Origin of the sequence: Mycobacterium gordonae (assembly GCF_017086405.1) — a bacterium.
Taxonomy (GTDB): domain Bacteria; phylum Actinomycetota; class Actinomycetes; order Mycobacteriales; family Mycobacteriaceae; genus Mycobacterium; species Mycobacterium gordonae_D.
Window position 1 is genome coordinate 3,830,590 of record NZ_CP070973.1, and the last position, 15,538, is coordinate 3,846,127.

The following is a 15,538-nucleotide window of genomic DNA, read 5'->3' on the forward strand; positions in this document are numbered from 1 at the left end:
CTGCGGGTGTATTCGCTGGCCGCGACGGAAATTTTTGCATTACTTTCCAAAGACGCGCAGCAATTCATTGCGATCAATTAGTCCAAAATGGAGTTCTAGAACTGAATTTCGGCGTCGAAAGCAGATGCTGTCATCCAGTGGCAGGCACGGGATACGTCCGCTTTTTGGATTTGCCAGTGACTGCTGATTTCAGCATTTCAGAGGCCGATTCCATGTTGGTCTTTTTAACACCGGTCAGTGCCGTTCGGTGCGGGTCGGTGCGGCGGTCAGCTCAGGCGGCGCACGGCGCCGGCGTAGCCGAGCGCATGTTCGTAGGTGTCGAGGTTGTCGCGCGAGATTCGGGCGTGCACCGGACGCTCCAGCAGAAAACGCAACACCGGGTTGTGGGCGTGGTAAGTCTCGTGAAAGGTCAGCACGGTGGTGCCGTCCGGCTGCTCCTCGAGCTGGTGGTAGCCCTCGGCCCGGGACCACAACGGCTTACCGATGGCGATATAGCGCGACACCTTGTTGATCTTCGCCTCGGTGACGGTTTCCCATGACCGTCCCCGGCCGCCGGACAGCAGATACTTCGGCACCGGGAAGATGCAGGTACGAACCAGCCCTTCACCCGCCTCGTCGCCCTCGTTGAGTATTTCCATGCTGCCCGTCGGCCAGGTCAGCACCCGCGGCCGCGGCGAATTCGGCGGAACCGGAGGATGCAAAACCCGCCACACCTTTGCCGGTGGCGCATCGACGTGGAAACGCACCGTGTAGGACTGCATCAGTCGTCGCCCCATGCGTCGAAGAAAGTGATCGTTTCCGCGGGCGGCCGCGCCGCAGGCCGGAATTCGGTCCCGATCGTGTACGCCACGGGGAACAGTGCGGCCTGTGTGGCGGTGTTGGGGATACCGAGCAAGTCGGCGACCTCGCGTTCCTTGGCTAGGTGCATCGTCGTCCACACCGATCCCAGACCGCGCGATCGCAAGGCCAGCAGGAAGCTCCAGCCGGCCGGGATGATCGACGCCCAGGCCGACGCCGCAAGAAGTCGATTGCTCTCGTCGATCGACTGCAACAGGCATGGGATGACGTGCACCGGGACCTTGGCCAGCGTGTCGGTCAGGCTCAGCGCGCTGCGGTACACCCGCTGGGTCTGCGGATCGGTGGCGTTGGCTTCCGCATGTACCAGATAGTCGGCACCGACGCTGCGATAGATCTCGGCGATCGCGGCGCGCTTGCCGGGATCGGTGACCACGACCCAGCGCCAGTCCTGCGCATTCTGGGAGGTGGGCGCCTGCATCGCCAGGCGGATGCATTCCATGATGACCTCGCGACCCACCGGACGGGTGAGGTCGAGACGTTTGCGTACCGCTCGGGTAGTGGTGAGCAGTTCGTCCACTGAAGCGATATCCATCCCGTCCCTTTCACCAGCCGTGCCTGTTCGAACGTACCGCGACACACTGGAAGGACCGCAACACGCGCCAGGCAAAATTGACGCTCGCGTCGGGACCCACGTGGACAGGACGATTCGCTGCAATTAACGTCCTGCCAGTAGATGAGCGAGCGGGCGTTCAGAAGCGAGCGCCGCGTGGGAGGTCCTGGTCGTTGCTTTTCATGCACGAAGTCCATACGGTGCGAGGCCGCTCCGAGGACGAGTTCGAGGCCGCATTTCGTGATGGTTGGATGCCGATGCTGGCCGCTGCCGACGAGGCGCGACTGCTCTGGTACACCAACCAGGCGCAGGGCAGTGGACCCGCCTACACCGTCATTACCGTGACGGCGGTGCGCGACGGAGCCGCCTGGGAGCGATTAACCAAGCGGGTCCAGCAGGGCGATCTGCGGGATTGGATGCACCACGCCGACGAACTGCGCCACGGCGTCGACGCCAAACTGCTGGTTCCGCTGCCCTGGTCGCCGATGCAGGACGTGGCCTTCGACGAGGTTCCCGTCGACGGCCGCGAGCATGACATGAGCCTGTACATGGAGGACACCATGTGGCCCTACGAGGACAAGTTCGAGGAGTACATCGTCCGGTGCGGCGAGGTGTACGCCCGCAGCCTCGAGCAGCCGTCCTCCATGCTGAAGATGGACGCCTCTTTCCAGCCGGCACTCGGCAGCCATCTGCGCCGTGAAGTCATCCTGATGCAGCGGATCAGCCGGCCCGAAGCGCTGCTCGACCTGCTCCGAAGCCATATTCCGGCGGAGTACCGGACACCCGGGACCTGGCTGCACGACGCACTGGACCTGCGCGACCAGTGGACCAGCCGGCTGCTGCGCACCTCCTCCTGGTCGCCCCTGTACTAAGGATTCATGAATCTCGGCACCATCATCGACGCCGCTGCGGTCGCCGATCCGCAGCGGACCGCCCTGATCATCGACGGCCACCAGATCAGCTACCGGACCCTTGATGACGCCGTGCGCCGGTGCGCCGGCGGGCTCGCGGCCGCCGGGGTCATCCCTGGCGACCGGGTGGCGGTCGTCGACACCGCGAGCCTGCTGTCCATCGCCGCACTTCTCGCAGCGGCGCGCCTCGGGGCCGCCGCGGCATTGATGAACCCCGCGCTGACCCCCGCGGAGGTGCGTGCGCTGCTGGCCAACGCCGGGTGCTGTTCGGTGGCGGTGGCGGGGGAGACGTTCGTTGACCGGCTACCCGCGTCGGTGACGACGCTGACAGCCGCCGAACTCATCGAGACCGACGCGCCGGTGACGGCCGAAACCGCCGGGGCGCAGGCAGATCGCGCGGCCATGGTCCTGTTCACCAGCGGTACGACCGGGTTGCCGAAGACCGTGGAGATCGGCAGTCGCCAACTGGCGGCGCGTTTGAGCAGAACATCGCGGCCGTTCGCACCGGACATCCCACCCACACCGGTGATGATGTGTGTGCCCTACTTTCACATCGGGGGTTCCCTGGGACTGCTCGCCAGCTTGTACTCGGGCAACACCTTGGTGGTGCAACAGCGGTTTGACGCCGGGGAATGGTTACGCCTCGTCGCGCGGCATCGGGTCACCGGCATGTTCCTGGTCCCGACAATGCTGCACCGGATTTTGGATCATCCTGACTTCACCGCCGCCGATCTGTCGTCGCTGGCCGCCATCACGTACGGCGCCGCGGCAGCGCCGAGCGCGTTGATGCGCAAAGCAATCGCCCAGCTGCCGCATGTCGCGTTCACCAACGTCTTCGGCCAAACCGAGACGATGGGGACCTACGCCAACCTGACGCCGGAAGACCACTACGATCCGGCACGGGCGGGATCGGTCGGCCGGCCGTTGCCCGGGGTCGGAGTACGCGTGGTGGATCCGGCTACCGGCACCGATGTGAAGCCGGGGGCTGTCGGTGAGTTGTGGGTGAACTCCCCGGTCAACACCGTGGCGGGCTGGCTACGCACCGGCGATCTGGGCCGGGTGGACGCCGACGGCTACATCTTCCCCAGCGGCAGGCTGCGCGACACCATCAACCGTGGCGGAGAGAAGTTCGGGCCTATCGAAGTCGAGGAGGCGTTGCGTTCCCACCCGGCGGTCCGCGACGTCGCGGTCGCCGGAATATCCGACGACGAACTCGGACAGCGGGTGGGCGCCGCGGTGGTAGCCCGGGCAGCCGTGACACTCGACGAGCTACGCGCCCACTGCCGGGAAATGATCGCCTATTTCAAGCTGCCGGAACGACTGGCTCTAGTCGACGATATTCCCTACAACGCGACCGGCAAGGTCGACCGCCGACGACTCGCGGATCTGATCCTCGAACGTTCTTAGGCGTTGTCTCGGTTGAGGATTCGCGCCGCGTCACTGACCATCGCCGCCACGATATCGGCGGCGGGCCGAATGTCGTGGATAAGCCCGACGGCCTCACCGACCAGCACGGTGTCGACGTCGAAATCCTCGGCGGCGACTCCCTTTCGGTAAGCGGTGATGGCCTCCGGCAGCCGTGCGAGCAGTTCGTCCGGGTTGGCATGCCAGCGGCGGATCAGCGCATTGCTCACCACCCGCAGATCGTAGCCCTCGGGCCAATCACGTTGTCGCACAAGGTCGAAGACGCTTGTCCGCAGCGTCTCGTCGCCGTCGGCCGCGATAGCCCTTTGGTGCGCCGCGGCTGACACCAGGGCTTCGGCGGATGCCCAGAACCTGGTGCCGACCAAGACCCCGTCGGCGCCGAGCGCAAGAGCTGCGGCCAGTCCGCGACCGTCGGCGACGCCCCCGGCCGCCACCACCAGTGTCGACGCCGCACGTTCGGCGACCAGGTCGACGACCTGCGGTACCAGCGTGAAGGTCGAGCGGGCACTCATCCCATGCCCGCCCGCCTCGGCGCCCTGGGCAACGATGACGTCTGCTCCGACATCCAGCGCCCGCCGCGCCTGGGCCAGGGTCTGCACCTGCGCGGTCAACGGAACACCGGCCCGGCGGATGCGGTCCCCGAGTGGCTCGAGCTCGCCGAATGACAGCATGACCGTCGGCGGCCGCTGGGCCAGCACGATGTCGAGCAGCTCCGGGTTGCGCGCCACGCTCCAAGTGATGAAGCCGTATCCGACGCGGGCACCGTCTGCGTCGCCGATCTCCGAACGCAGCCAGGCCGCGTCGCCGTAGCCGCCGCCGACGAGCCCCAGGCCGCCCGCGGCAGTGACCGCGGCGGCCAGCCGGCCACCGGAGACCATGGCCATCGGCGCCAACAGGATCGGATGCTCAATGGCAAGGAAATCGGTCAGGCGCGTCTTGAGTGTCATCGTTGTGCCTTCGTTGCGGGTCCGCCCTCACCTCCGAGAGCTGACCGCCCCCAGAAACGGCTCGGCGACGGCGAGGAAGCCGTCGGGATCCGAGGAAAACACGACGTGCCCGGTATCGAGGACCTCGAAACGGGATCCGCTGATGGACTCCTGAGTAGCTCGCCCGGCGCGCAGCGGTATCGCAATATCACTCCCGCCCCAGACGATCAGCGTCGGCGCAGTCAGCTCGGCGGCACGGCTGCGCAAATCGTGCTCGGGCGTCGCGAAGCTACGCCACAGCGACGCCGCGGCGCGGGCACCGTCGACTGATTCAGCGCGTGCGATCGCGCGCTCGGCGATCCGGCGGTCGCTGTCGGTCCTGACTTTCATGTAACTCCGAACGAACAGCGGCGCGGCGCGGCGGAATATGGCTGGCGTGCCCATCAAGCGACAGAAGCTACGAGACAGAGGATCCCACGGAACGAACCCACCGGAATTAACCAGGACCAGGCCTGCGACGCAGTCGGGGCGATTGATCGCTAGCCGCGCCGCGGCGAACCCGCCGACCGAATTTCCGACAACCAGTACGCGCGAAAGAGCGAGACCGTCGACCACGTCTTCAAGTACATCGGCGAATAGTGGAGCAGTGGGTGCGGCGCCGGCGGCCACTGAATCCGATTCCCCGTGCCCCGGCCAGTCCACGGCGATGGTGCGGTAATGCCGGGCGAGCCGGTCGACGATCGGGTCGAAATCATGCCGATCGTGCAACGTTGCGTGCAAGAGCAAAATGGCTGGCCCACTTCCGAGTTCGCGACAGGCGACGCGGCCCGCCCTGGTGTGGACAGTGGTCATGGCAATCTCCCGTCGTGCTTGACCGACTGGTCGGTCACACCGAACGCTTCCACAAGGAGGTTGACAAGAGTCACCATGGGAGGCTTCGCGACGTGAGATCGCCTGAGCCAGGCCGGACTGCACTGCTGGATGCCGGCCAGCGGCTGTTAGGGACCGCCGACTTGACCAGAATTTCCGTCAACGCCATTGTCGGCGAGGCGAACATGGCCAAGGGCAGCTTCTATCAGCATTGGACCAGCCGGTCCGATTACATTCGCGCGCTCCATACCCGCTTCCATCTTCGCTTGGAGGAACTGATCGCCGCGGCCACGGCAGACCTTCCGCCCGGCAAAGACCGGCTCAGAGCCGGAATGAATGCCTACCTCGACGGTTGTCTGGCCGAACCGGCCACCAAGGCGCTGCTGGTCCAGTCGCGCACCGAGGCCAGCCTCGGTGACTTAGTCGCCGACCGCAACGCGAACGCCGCATCCCTCATGCTGCCCGACCTGACTGCACTGGGTTGGACCTCAGCGCAATCGATCGCGGTATTGCTCGTTGCGGCGATCGCCGAGACAGCGCTGATGGAACTCAGCAGGGGCGAGCGGGACGAGGCGTTGCGCAAGGCATTGGAGCGCCTGGCCACCGGCGAACGCCGCTGACGCCCATCAGGCCAGCGGCGCCAACCCGGAGCGCACCAGTTCCAGGCTCTTGGCCACCAATTCGCCGAGATCGCCAAGACAGCCGTCGCGGCCCCAGTGTTCCACTGCCGCAACAAGAGCCGCCGCCAGCGTGGAGCCGGCCACGTCGGCGACCAGGTCGATGTCGGGCACTTCGGGATGCCGGGCCCGGACGAATTCGGTCAGCACGGCGGCGAATGAGGCTTGCACGACCCGTAGGTGCCCGGCGATGCGCTCGGCACTGATCAACTCGGCGCGGGCGGTCGCGGCTTGGCGGACCACTTCGAGATCGTGCGGGAAGGCGCCGACACTGGCCAGCACCGCGTCGAAAAGCGGCTCCGACGCCGGCCGACCGGCCAGCGCCTCGGCCAGCCATTCCAGCTGTGTCTCGTAGTCCTGGAACAGCACCGCCTCTTTGGTCGGGAAATGCCGGAAGAAGGTGCGCTGGGTGACGCCCGCCTCGCGGGCCAGCTCCGTCACGGTGACGTTGGCGAATCCCTTACCCGCAAAGCATTTCAGCGCCGCCAGCCGAAGCGCCTCATGCGTCGACCGGCGCCGCACCTGGTGACCGTTCATCGGGGCGCTCATGTCCACACGGATGGTATCCGACCCAAAGACGGCAGTGCTGACATCTTCAAATTTTGTCAGTACTGACATATTCTTGCCGGGCGGGTCTCGGTGAGGAGGTCGGACGGTGACGGATTTCGACGCGATCGTGGTGGGCGCCGGGCACAATGGATTGACCGCAGCGGCGATTCTGCAACGGGCGGGACTGCGCACGGTCTGCCTGGAAGCCAACACCTACGCGGGGGGCATGGCGGCAACCGTCGAATTGATCGACGGGTTCCGTTACGAGATCGCCGGTTCCGTACAGTTCCCGACGGCCAGCCAGATCACCAAAGATCTCGGCCTGGACAGACTGCCCACCGTCGAACCCGACGTGATGTCCACCAACATCGGCGAAAACGGCGAAGAACCGTTGGTCTTCTACCGCGACCCGATGCAACTGATGACCCATCTGGGGGAGAAGCACGGCTTCGAGGCGGTCACCGGAATGGCCGAACTCGTCGGCTGGAGCCAGGGGCCGGCGAAAGCGCTGGGCCGCTTCGATGTTCGTAAACCGCCGAAGACGCTCGACGAGATGTACGCCTGTGCGGCCAACCAGGCGGAGCGTCGGGCGATCCACGAGATGCTGTTCGGCTCGGCGATGGACGTCATCGACCGCTATCTGCCCGACCAGGACAGGCACGCGGTGATGCGCGGCATGCTGGCCTTCCTGGCGGTGAACTCCACCTACCGGGGTCCCTACACGCCGGGCAGCGCGACCTGCCTGGCATTCGCCCTGGCGGTGCCCGACAACAACGCCCCAATGATGACCAAACTCAAGGGCGGCATCGGCGCACTCACCGAGCATCTGCGCGGGCTCTTCTGTTCCCACGGCGGTGAGATCCGGTTCCGCGCCAAGGTCGAGCGGATACTCGTCGATCGCGGCAAAGTGACCGGCGTTCGACTGCGGGACGGCTCGACCATCACCGCGCCGATCGTGGTGTCCAATCTCGCGCCCGATCTCACTCTGATCGAGTTGATCGACCCGGAACATGTACCTGCCGAACTTGTTTCGCGCGTCTCAGACCGAGACCACCGCGCCTCGTTCATCCAGATGCACTTCGCCCTCGACGGCCTGCCGGAGTTCGCGGCGCCCTATGAGCTGCTGAACGAGGAGGGCATGCAGATGTCGATCGGCATTTTCGGCTCACCGGAAGAGCAACAGCGGCACTGGGAGAACAGTCGGCGCGGCATCGTCCCGGACAACCCGTCGATGGGCATGCAGATCCCGTCAGTGCACGACCCGGGCCTCGCCCCGCCCGGCAAGCACGCCGCCAGCGCCTACGCGTACGCCTTCCCGGTGGAAGTCGCCCGCGACCAGCATGGGCATCTCAAGAATGAGATGGCGCAACGGGTTATCGACAAGATCACCAGATTCGCCCCGAACTTCAAGGACATCGTGCTCCGCCACATCACGTTCGCGCCCTATCACATGAGCACCATGTTCGCGGCCCCGGCGGGGGATTTCTGTCACGGGCTGCTGCACCCGGACCTGATGGGGCCAAACCGTCCCGGCCCCAGGGGCTTTCTCGATTTCCCGATCCCGATCGCCGGTCTCTACCTCGGCGGTGCGGGATGCCACGGCGGACCCGGCATCACTTTCACGCCGGGATACAACGCCGCCTACCAAGCCCTCGAGGATGCGGGCTCGGCGACGTAGCTTCTCAGGCGCCCTTCTTCACCTTCAGGACGCGCTTGCGCAGCCCCTTGGTCGCGGTGTCCATCAGGGCTTTGGCACCCTGCCTGACAAAGAAGCCAGGCACCGGCGCACTCAATTCGACGGTCAGGTCGAAACGCACGCGGGTGGAGTCGCCGTCGGGAATCAGGGTGTAACGCCCGTCCTGGGCCTTCTGCTGCCTGGCTTCCACCAAGGTCCAGCTCACCCCGTCGTCGTGCACCATGTAGGCCAGCACCTGTTCTTCGGTGAACCCGACGAGTTTGACGACCTGCCGCGATTTGAGCGGATGACCCTGGTCATCGCGCTCGAGGACGTCGACGGTCTTGTGCACCGAAGACCACTCCGGCAGCGTCTCCATGTCGAGCAACACATCCATGATCTCCTCGGGCGTCGCCTCGATGACGACCTCGCGGGATTCGGTGACAGCCATGCCGCAAACATAACCGCGCCGGCACCGGATGAAACCATCTGCTTACGGAACCAGCACGACCTTGCCGATGTTCTCCCGGGCCGCCAGGATCCGGTGCGCTTCCGGCGCCTCGGCGAACGGGACCGCCGCGTGCACGACCGGCGCCACCGTCCCGTCGTGCAGCGCCTTGCTCAGCGGTGTGATCCACGGCTCGAGGGAGCCGCGGTCGTCCCACAACTTGAGCATGTTGAGCCCGATGACGGTCTTCGAGTCCGAGAGCTGGTCGATGAGGTTGAACCCGCGCAGCATCGCCAGTGCGTGCGGCGCGGCCTTACGCAGCGAACGCTTCTCACCCTCTTGCATGTTCGAAATCCCGTAGCCGACAAGCCGTCCGCCGGGACGCAGCAGATGATAGGAGCGACGCAGCGAAGTGCCGCCCAGTGCGTCCAGCACCATGTCGTAGGGTCCCAGGCCCTTCCACCAGCCGTCCTGACGGTAGTCGATCGCATGATCCACTCCGAGTTCGGCGAGCCTGCGGTGCTTGCCCGGAGATGCGGTGCCGTGGATTTCGGCGCCGGCGGCTTTGGCGAATTGGATGGCAGCAATGCCCACGCCACCTGCGGCGGCGTGGATGAGCACCCGCTCGCCGGCGCGCAACGAGCCGTAACCGTGCAGCCCGGCCCACGCGGTCGCATAATTCACCGGGACCGCGGCACCCTGCTCGAAACTGACCGCGTCGGGCAGTGCTACCGAGTCGGCAGCGGCGACGTTGACGATTTCCGCGTAGCCGCCGAAACGCGTTCCCGCCAAGACCCTTTCGCCGATCCGAGCCGGATCGACACCGTCGCCGACGGCGGTCACCGTGCCGGCGACTTCGTAACCCACGACCGCCGGCAGCTTGGGCGCGTCCGGGTACAGTCCCACTCGGGCGAGGTGGTCGGCGAAGTTGACGCCGGCGGCCCGCACCTCAACCCGCAGCTGGCCCGGGCCGGGCGGCGGCGGGTCCGGCCGCTGCTGGACCTGCAGTACCGACGGGTCTCCGTGCTTGGTGATGACCACTGCGCGCATTAAGAGTCCTTTCGTGGCGGCGGTCTGCGACCACCGGATGAGTTACTCGTTGTCCGTCTTTTCGGCCAACGCGGCAAGCCTTGTCCGCCAGAGCTTTTCGAACGGATGCAACCAGTCGCCGAGTTCGGCCAACGGTTCGGCGGTCAACCGGTAGATGCGGCGGCGACCCTGCGCCTCGTCGGCGACCAACCCGGCGTCGCGCAGCACCTTGAGATGTTCGGCAACGGCCGGACGGCTCAGCTCGAACCGCTCGCTGAGTTCCCCGGCTGATAGGGACTGACAGCTCAGGATTTCAAGGAGCTTGCGCCGCACCGGGTTTGCCAACGCGGTGAAGATGCGATCACAGATGCGGTCGGGATTGGCCACCCGCACAATATATGTCGGGTTTTCCCGACATGTCAACTTCTTCCGACATTTTTATTACTTCGCGGTCGGGTCGGCCCGGGCAGCGACGGTCACCTCTTCGCCTACCGCGGCGTGCGCAGGCAGCAAGGGCGCAATACCGTAGTCGGCACGCAGTTCGTCGAGCTCGCGGGCGGCGGCGGCCCAGAAATCCCAGTTCGGCGACAGCACGTCGGCGGTCGTCGCGTCGCCGCGCTGCCAGCTGACCAGAAACTTGTCAGGGTCCAGTGCGCCTTGACGGGCACCGATGCCGTTGACCTCGTGACCCACATGCCATTCGAATATGACCGGCAGGATATGAGCGCGCAGGGCATCACGGCGGTGCATCGCACCGGTGAAGGTGCTCACCAGCAGTTCGCCCTGAATCGAGGTGCTGTACCCCGACAACACGTGCAAGCCGTCGTGCGGAACGGCGAATAGTCCTGTGAATGCCTCTTTCTCACCGGGAAATGCGAACCCGTGCCGACGGAAGTGCGCCCAGAACTGATGGCCGAAGGTGCTTGCAGGCAACTCCTCGAGCGCCAGAAAGCGTGCCGCCAGGCGCTTGTCGGCGTCGGTCTGCGCCTCGTAGGGCAGCATCGGCGGCAGGGTGTCATCCGGACGCGCCCAGCCCGGAAAAGTAGACACGTTGCGTCTGGCCATGTCCGCCATCGCCCAGGCCAGCCGCCCGCGCGCCACCTGCAGGATGTCACGCACCCAGCCGGTCCGGACATGCATGGCATGTGCATACTCGACCACCTTGCGTAGCCGCTCCGGGCAGATTTGTCCGTCGGCCAGTGACGCGCATGCGATCAGGGCGGCCGCGTGTTCTGCCAGGTCACGGTTCGATCCGACCGCGCGGGCCAGGTCCTGAGGTTCGATCCGGGGCAGGGCGGCCGGCTCGACGTCGACTGCTGGGCGGAACAGCAAGCGGCCGGCGGCGACGACGACGCCGTCACCGCGCCCCGAGCGCGGATCATCCGGATCGCGCACGTGCCGGACGACACGATGCGCCGCAGCAAGGATCCCGAGCGCCTGCTCCTGGTTCGCGTCCTCGAACATCGCTCTTTAATACACTGCGGATGGCCGCCCGGGCAGCCGCCATCTAACGTTCCACACGTGACCGACGACGCCCGTACGGCGACTGAAGGCGTTCGCGCATGCGTCGCCAGCGTAGTCGCGATGCAGAGGGACGACGTGCAATCCGACACCGATATCGGTGAGATCCGAGGGTGGGTAGCCGATGTCCTCGGAGACCTGGCATCCGACACCGATGACGGCGCGGTCCTGCGTGAGACCCTGCGGCTGTTCCTGCACCGTGGTTGCGCGCAGGAGGCCGCGGCCCGCGAACTCAACGTCAGCTTCAATGAACTGCGGAGTCGGGTCGAGCGCGCGGTGACGCGCCGCGGCCGGCCGCTCGATAATCGGGCCGACGTCCAACTCGCGTTGTTCGTCTGCCACTGGTATGGCTCGGCTGTGCTGCGACCGGTCTGATGTATCGCCACTGGGAAGTGCTGGGCGACAGGGTCTATCGTTGTCGGCTGGCCTTCTGCGATGTGACGGTCGGCCTCGTCTGCGGCCGCACGGCGACGCTACTCGTCGACGCCGGGACCACTCTGGAGGAGGCGCGCACCGTGCGCGCCGACGTGGCCCGGCTTGCGGCTCGCCCCGTAACTGATGTCGTGTTGACCCACAAACACTTTGACCACGTTCTCGGTTCCTCGGAGTTCACCGGGGCCCGGATCTATTGTGCGCCGGATGTTGTCGACTACCTGTCGTCGGCCACTGATCAGCTGCGCGCCGACGCGCTGGCCTACGGCGCGGACGCCGGGGCGGTCGACGCCGCGATCACGGGCCTGCGCGTGCCGGCACACGGCATCTCGGACGCGACCGTCGATCTCGGTGACCGCACGGTGACGATTGCTCACCTCGGCGCCGGCCACACGCGCTCCGATCTGGTCGTCGTGGTGCCCGCACGCCATGCCGGTGAGCCGACCGTCGTTTTCACCGGTGACCTGGTCGAGGAATCCGCGGACCCCGCGATCGATGCCGATTCCGATCTTGCGGCCTGGCCGGACACCCTGGACCAGGTGCTGGCGATCGGCGGACCCGAAGCCGTGTTCGTGCCCGGCCATGGGAGCGTGGTGGATGCCGAGTTCGTCCGACGCCAACAGGATTGGCTGCGGGCGAGGTGCCGGTGAGCGACGGCTACCGGGCCACGGTACAGGCGGCGATCAACGCGTCGGGGTCGGTGACGCTGAGCACCAACACTTTCAGAGTGATCGCCCTGAACCAGACCTTGGCCGGCACCGGGGGATCGATCGTCAGCTGCACCAGACCCTTGCCCGACCCGTTGACCAGCCAGCGCGAGCCCATGACGTGGACCCCGGCGGTGAATACCCGCTCGTTGCTCGGCTCGGCGGTCTTGATCGACGTCACAGGAATGTCGGCCGTGAAGGCCCAGCCCATCTTGACGTGCAGGTTGCCGCCCTCGATCCGCAACTCTGTGTTCTTGGGTCCGAGTCCAACCGCCCTCGCCAACGGGAGATACCACCGGTCAAAGCGCAATTCCGTAGCCACGGATACGACGCTACGCCGGTCCGGCAGTCCAGACGAGGCTCTTGCCGCCTGGCCGTAGCACGGCCGCTTTGAATACAAAAATCGTTGGGAGAGAAGGGCTTCAGTCAGGACTGGACGGCTGGTCAGCCGTATTGGCGGGCGGCGCGCCAGGCTCCGCCGTCAGCGTCGGGTGAGTTCGGATAGTCCAGGGCCTCGGCCGGTGATCTAGCTCACGTCTATTGGGCATACACTCACTGCGTCAGGGGAACCGGGGCTTAGGAGGAGCGGAAGGCTATGGCCATCGCTGAAACGGACAACGCGGTCCAATCACCGTTCGAGCAAGACGTCGCCGCCACCCAGCGGTACTTCCAGAGTTCGCGGTTCGACGGCATCACCCGCCTGTACACCGCTCGACAGGTCGTCGAGCAACGCGGGACGATCCCCACCGACTACACCGTGGCGCGGGAAGCCGCCGCCGCTTTCTACGAGCGTCTGCGCGAGTTGTACGCCGAACAGAAGAGCATCACCACCTTCGGCCCCTATTCACCGGGCCAGGCCGTGAGCATGAAGCGGATGGGCATCGAGGGGATTTACCTCGGCGGCTGGGCGACCTCGGCCAAGGGCTCCACCACCGAGGACCCGGGACCCGACCTGGCCAGCTACCCGCTCAGCCAGGTGCCCGACGACGCCGCGGTGCTGGTGCGCGCCCTGCTCACCGCCGACCGCAACCAGGAATACCAACGGCTCAACATGAGCGAGCGGCAGCGTGCGACGGCCACCAAGTACGACTTCCGGCCGTTCATCATCGCCGACGCCGACACGGGCCACGGTGGAGATCCACACGTGCGCAACCTGATTCGCCGTTTCGTCGAGGTCGGCGTGCCCGGATACCACATCGAGGACCAGCGTCCGGGCACCAAGAAGTGTGGTCACCAGGGCGGCAAGGTTCTGGTGCCGTCCGACGAGCAGATCAAGCGACTCAACGCCGCCCGCTTCCAGCTCGACGTCATGCGGGTTCCGGGCATCATTGTGGCACGCACCGACGCCGAGGCCGCGAACCTGATCGACAGCCGCGGCGACGAGCGCGACCAGCCGTTCCTGCTGGGCGCTACCAACCTGAGCATCCCGTCCTATAAGAGCTGTTTCCTGGCCATGATGCGGCGCTTCTACGACCAGGGCGTCGAGGAGATCAACGGCCACCTGCTGTATGCGCTCAGCGACGGCGAATATGCGGCCGCCAATGCTTGGCTGGAACGCCAGGGGATTCTCGACCTCGTCACCGAGGCCATCAACAAGTGGCGCGACAGCGCAGACTTGTCGATCGACGACGTCTACGACGAAGTGGAGTCGAAGTTCGTCGCCGCCTGGGAAGACGCCGCGGGCGTCATGACCTACGGCGAGGCGGTGGCCGAGAAACTCGAATTCGGCGAGAGCGAAGGTGAACCGTCGGGCATGAGACCCGCGGAATGGCGGGAGTTCGCCGCCACCGCGTCGCTCTACGCCGCGCGGGCCAAAGCCAAAGAACTGGGCGCCGACGCCAGCTGGGACTGCGAGCTGGCCAAGACCCCGGAGGGCTACTACCAGATCCGCGGCGGCATCCCCTATGCGATCGCCAAGTCCCTGGCCGCCGCGCCGTTCGCCGACATCCTCTGGATGGAGACCAAGACCGCGGACCTGGCCGACGCACGCGAGTTCGCCGAGGCGATCCACGCCGTGTTCCCCGACCAAATGCTCGCCTACAACCTCTCGCCGTCGTTCAACTGGGACACCACCGGGATGACCGACGACGAGATGCGCCAGTTCCCGGTCGAGCTGGGCAAGATGGGTTTCGTCTTCAACTTCATCACCTACGGCGGGCACCAGATCGACGGTGTGGCAGCCGAAGAGTTCGCGACCAACCTCCGGCAGGACGGCATGCTGGCGCTGGCTCGCTTGCAGCGCAAGATGCGCCTGGTCGAATCGCCCTACCGCACGCCGCAGACCCTGGTCGGTGGACCACGCAGCGACGCGGCGCTGGCCGCGTCGTCCGGTCGCACGGCGACGACGAAGTCGATGGGCAAGGGCTCCACGCAGCATCAGCATCTGGTGCAAACCGAGGTGCCCAAGAAGCTGCTGGAAGAGTGGCTGGCGCTGTGGAGCGAGCACTACCAGTTGGGCGAGAAATTGCGGGTCACCTTGCGGCCCCGCCGCGCCGGCTCGGACGTGCTGGAACTCGGGATCTACGGCGAGGGCTCGGATCCTGGGGAACAGCTGGCCAACGTCGTCGTCGACCCGATCAAGGACCGGCACGGCCGCAGCATCCTGCAAGTACGCGACCAGAATACGTTCGCCGAGAAACTGCGGCAGAAGCGGCTGATGACCCTGATCCACCTGTGGCTGGTACACCGGTTCAAGGCTGACGCGGTCTACTACGTGACGCCGACCGAAGACAACCAGTACCAGACAGAGAAGATGAAGTCCCACGGCATCTTCACCGAGGTCTACCAAGAGGTCGGGGAGATCATCGTCGCCGACGTCAATAAGCCGCGTATCGAGGAACTGCTGAACCCCGACCAGGTGGCGCTGCGCCGGCTGGTCCTCAAAGAGGACTAGGGTCGACCGCTCGACCCGACGCCGCAACGAGAGACCATGTCAACCCGGCGTGGACCGACCACGTGCC

The 15,538-nt window shown here is 65.9% G+C and carries 17 protein-coding genes; 7 read left to right on the forward strand and 10 right to left on the reverse strand.

Annotation, left to right across the window (positions count from 1 at the left end; genetic code table 11):
* Positions 1 to 266 precede the first annotated feature (266 nt).
* Together JX552_RS16155 and JX552_RS16160 are read right to left on the reverse strand one after the other, a co-directional pair.
* Positions 267 to 761 carry an SRPBCC family protein gene (locus tag JX552_RS16155; RefSeq protein WP_205878482.1) on the reverse strand — a complete coding sequence of 165 codons (495 nt, stop codon included), beginning with the start codon at positions 759 to 761 and terminating at the stop codon, positions 267 to 269.
* Positions 761 to 1,390, reverse strand: a complete 630-nt coding sequence (locus JX552_RS16160) for a nitroreductase family protein (protein WP_205873076.1) — start codon at positions 1,388 to 1,390, stop codon at positions 761 to 763. Before JX552_RS16160 ends, JX552_RS16155 begins: the two co-directional genes overlap by 1 nt.
* A 200-nt stretch (positions 1,391 to 1,590) precedes the next feature.
* Here JX552_RS16160 and JX552_RS16165 point away from each other — a divergent pair, with 200 nt between their 5' ends.
* Both JX552_RS16165 and JX552_RS16170 read left to right on the forward strand, forming a co-directional pair.
* Positions 1,591 to 2,280 carry a hypothetical protein gene (locus JX552_RS16165; protein WP_241010580.1) on the forward strand — a complete coding sequence of 230 codons (690 nt, stop codon included), beginning with the start codon at positions 1,591 to 1,593 and terminating at the stop codon, positions 2,278 to 2,280.
* A 6-nt stretch (positions 2,281 to 2,286) separates the two neighbouring features.
* Positions 2,287 to 3,726 (forward strand): class I adenylate-forming enzyme family protein, encoded by a 1,440-nt coding sequence (locus JX552_RS16170; RefSeq protein ID WP_205873078.1) that lies wholly within the window; start codon positions 2,287 to 2,289, stop codon positions 3,724 to 3,726.
* On the opposite strand, the gene JX552_RS16175 is transcribed toward JX552_RS16170, so the two are convergent.
* Together JX552_RS16175 and JX552_RS16180 are read right to left on the reverse strand one after the other, a co-directional pair.
* Entirely contained in the window at positions 3,723 to 4,691 is a 969-nt protein-coding gene (locus JX552_RS16175) for an NAD(P)H-dependent flavin oxidoreductase (RefSeq protein WP_205873079.1), read from the reverse strand. The two genes, JX552_RS16170 and JX552_RS16175, sit on opposite strands and share 4 nt — an antisense overlap.
* A gap of 27 nt (positions 4,692 to 4,718) precedes the next feature.
* Entirely contained in the window at positions 4,719 to 5,522 is an 804-nt protein-coding gene (locus JX552_RS16180) for an alpha/beta fold hydrolase (RefSeq protein WP_205873080.1), read from the reverse strand.
* A gap of 92 nt (positions 5,523 to 5,614) precedes the next feature.
* On the opposite strand from JX552_RS16180, the gene JX552_RS16185 reads away from it, so the two are divergent.
* Entirely contained in the window at positions 5,615 to 6,160 is a 546-nt protein-coding gene (locus tag JX552_RS16185) for a TetR/AcrR family transcriptional regulator (protein ID WP_205873081.1), read from the forward strand.
* Between the two features lie 6 nt (positions 6,161 to 6,166).
* On the opposite strand, the gene JX552_RS16190 is transcribed toward JX552_RS16185, so the two are convergent.
* On the reverse strand, positions 6,167 to 6,766 hold the full coding sequence (locus JX552_RS16190) for a TetR/AcrR family transcriptional regulator (protein ID WP_205873082.1): 600 nt from the start codon (positions 6,764 to 6,766) through the stop codon (positions 6,167 to 6,169).
* A gap of 106 nt (positions 6,767 to 6,872) precedes the next feature.
* Between JX552_RS16190 and JX552_RS16195 the strand changes: the two genes are divergently transcribed.
* Positions 6,873 to 8,444 (forward strand): phytoene desaturase family protein, encoded by a 1,572-nt coding sequence (locus JX552_RS16195; RefSeq protein WP_205873083.1) that lies wholly within the window; start codon positions 6,873 to 6,875, stop codon positions 8,442 to 8,444.
* A 4-nt stretch (positions 8,445 to 8,448) separates the two neighbouring features.
* Here JX552_RS16195 and JX552_RS16200 read toward each other — a convergent pair whose 3' ends face one another.
* The 4 genes from JX552_RS16200 to JX552_RS16215 are packed head-to-tail and all read right to left on the reverse strand — an operon-like array spanning position 8,449 to position 11,382.
* Entirely contained in the window at positions 8,449 to 8,892 is a 444-nt protein-coding gene (locus JX552_RS16200; protein WP_205873084.1) for an SRPBCC family protein, read from the reverse strand.
* Positions 8,893 to 8,934: 42 nt separating this feature from the next.
* Positions 8,935 to 9,939: a zinc-binding dehydrogenase gene (locus tag JX552_RS16205; protein WP_205873085.1), complete on the reverse strand. Its 1,005-nt coding sequence runs from the start codon at positions 9,937 to 9,939 to the stop codon at positions 8,935 to 8,937.
* 42 nt (positions 9,940 to 9,981) lie between these two features.
* On the reverse strand, positions 9,982 to 10,305 hold the full coding sequence (locus tag JX552_RS16210) for an ArsR/SmtB family transcription factor (RefSeq protein WP_205873086.1): 324 nt from the start codon (positions 10,303 to 10,305) through the stop codon (positions 9,982 to 9,984).
* A gap of 54 nt (positions 10,306 to 10,359) precedes the next feature.
* Positions 10,360 to 11,382, reverse strand: a complete 1,023-nt coding sequence (locus JX552_RS16215) for a hypothetical protein (protein WP_205873087.1) — start codon at positions 11,380 to 11,382, stop codon at positions 10,360 to 10,362.
* A 120-nt stretch (positions 11,383 to 11,502) separates the two neighbouring features.
* On the opposite strand from JX552_RS16215, the gene JX552_RS16220 reads away from it, so the two are divergent.
* A complete protein-coding gene (locus tag JX552_RS16220; protein ID WP_205873088.1) occupies positions 11,503 to 11,814 on the forward strand; it encodes a helix-turn-helix domain-containing protein in 312 nt (103 codons plus the stop codon).
* Positions 11,814 to 12,521, forward strand: a complete 708-nt coding sequence (locus JX552_RS16225) for an MBL fold metallo-hydrolase (protein ID WP_205873089.1) — start codon at positions 11,814 to 11,816, stop codon at positions 12,519 to 12,521. Before JX552_RS16220 ends, JX552_RS16225 begins: the two co-directional genes overlap by 1 nt.
* Before the next feature lie 7 nt (positions 12,522 to 12,528).
* Here the strand turns inward: JX552_RS16225 and JX552_RS16230 are convergent, their stop codons facing one another.
* On the reverse strand, positions 12,529 to 12,900 hold the full coding sequence (locus JX552_RS16230; RefSeq protein WP_205873090.1) for a hypothetical protein: 372 nt from the start codon (positions 12,898 to 12,900) through the stop codon (positions 12,529 to 12,531).
* Between the two features lie 273 nt (positions 12,901 to 13,173).
* On the opposite strand from JX552_RS16230, the gene aceA reads away from it, so the two are divergent.
* Positions 13,174 to 15,471, forward strand: a complete 2,298-nt coding sequence (gene aceA / locus JX552_RS16235) for an isocitrate lyase ICL2 (RefSeq protein ID WP_205873091.1) — start codon at positions 13,174 to 13,176, stop codon at positions 15,469 to 15,471.
* Positions 15,472 to 15,538 lie beyond the last annotated feature (67 nt).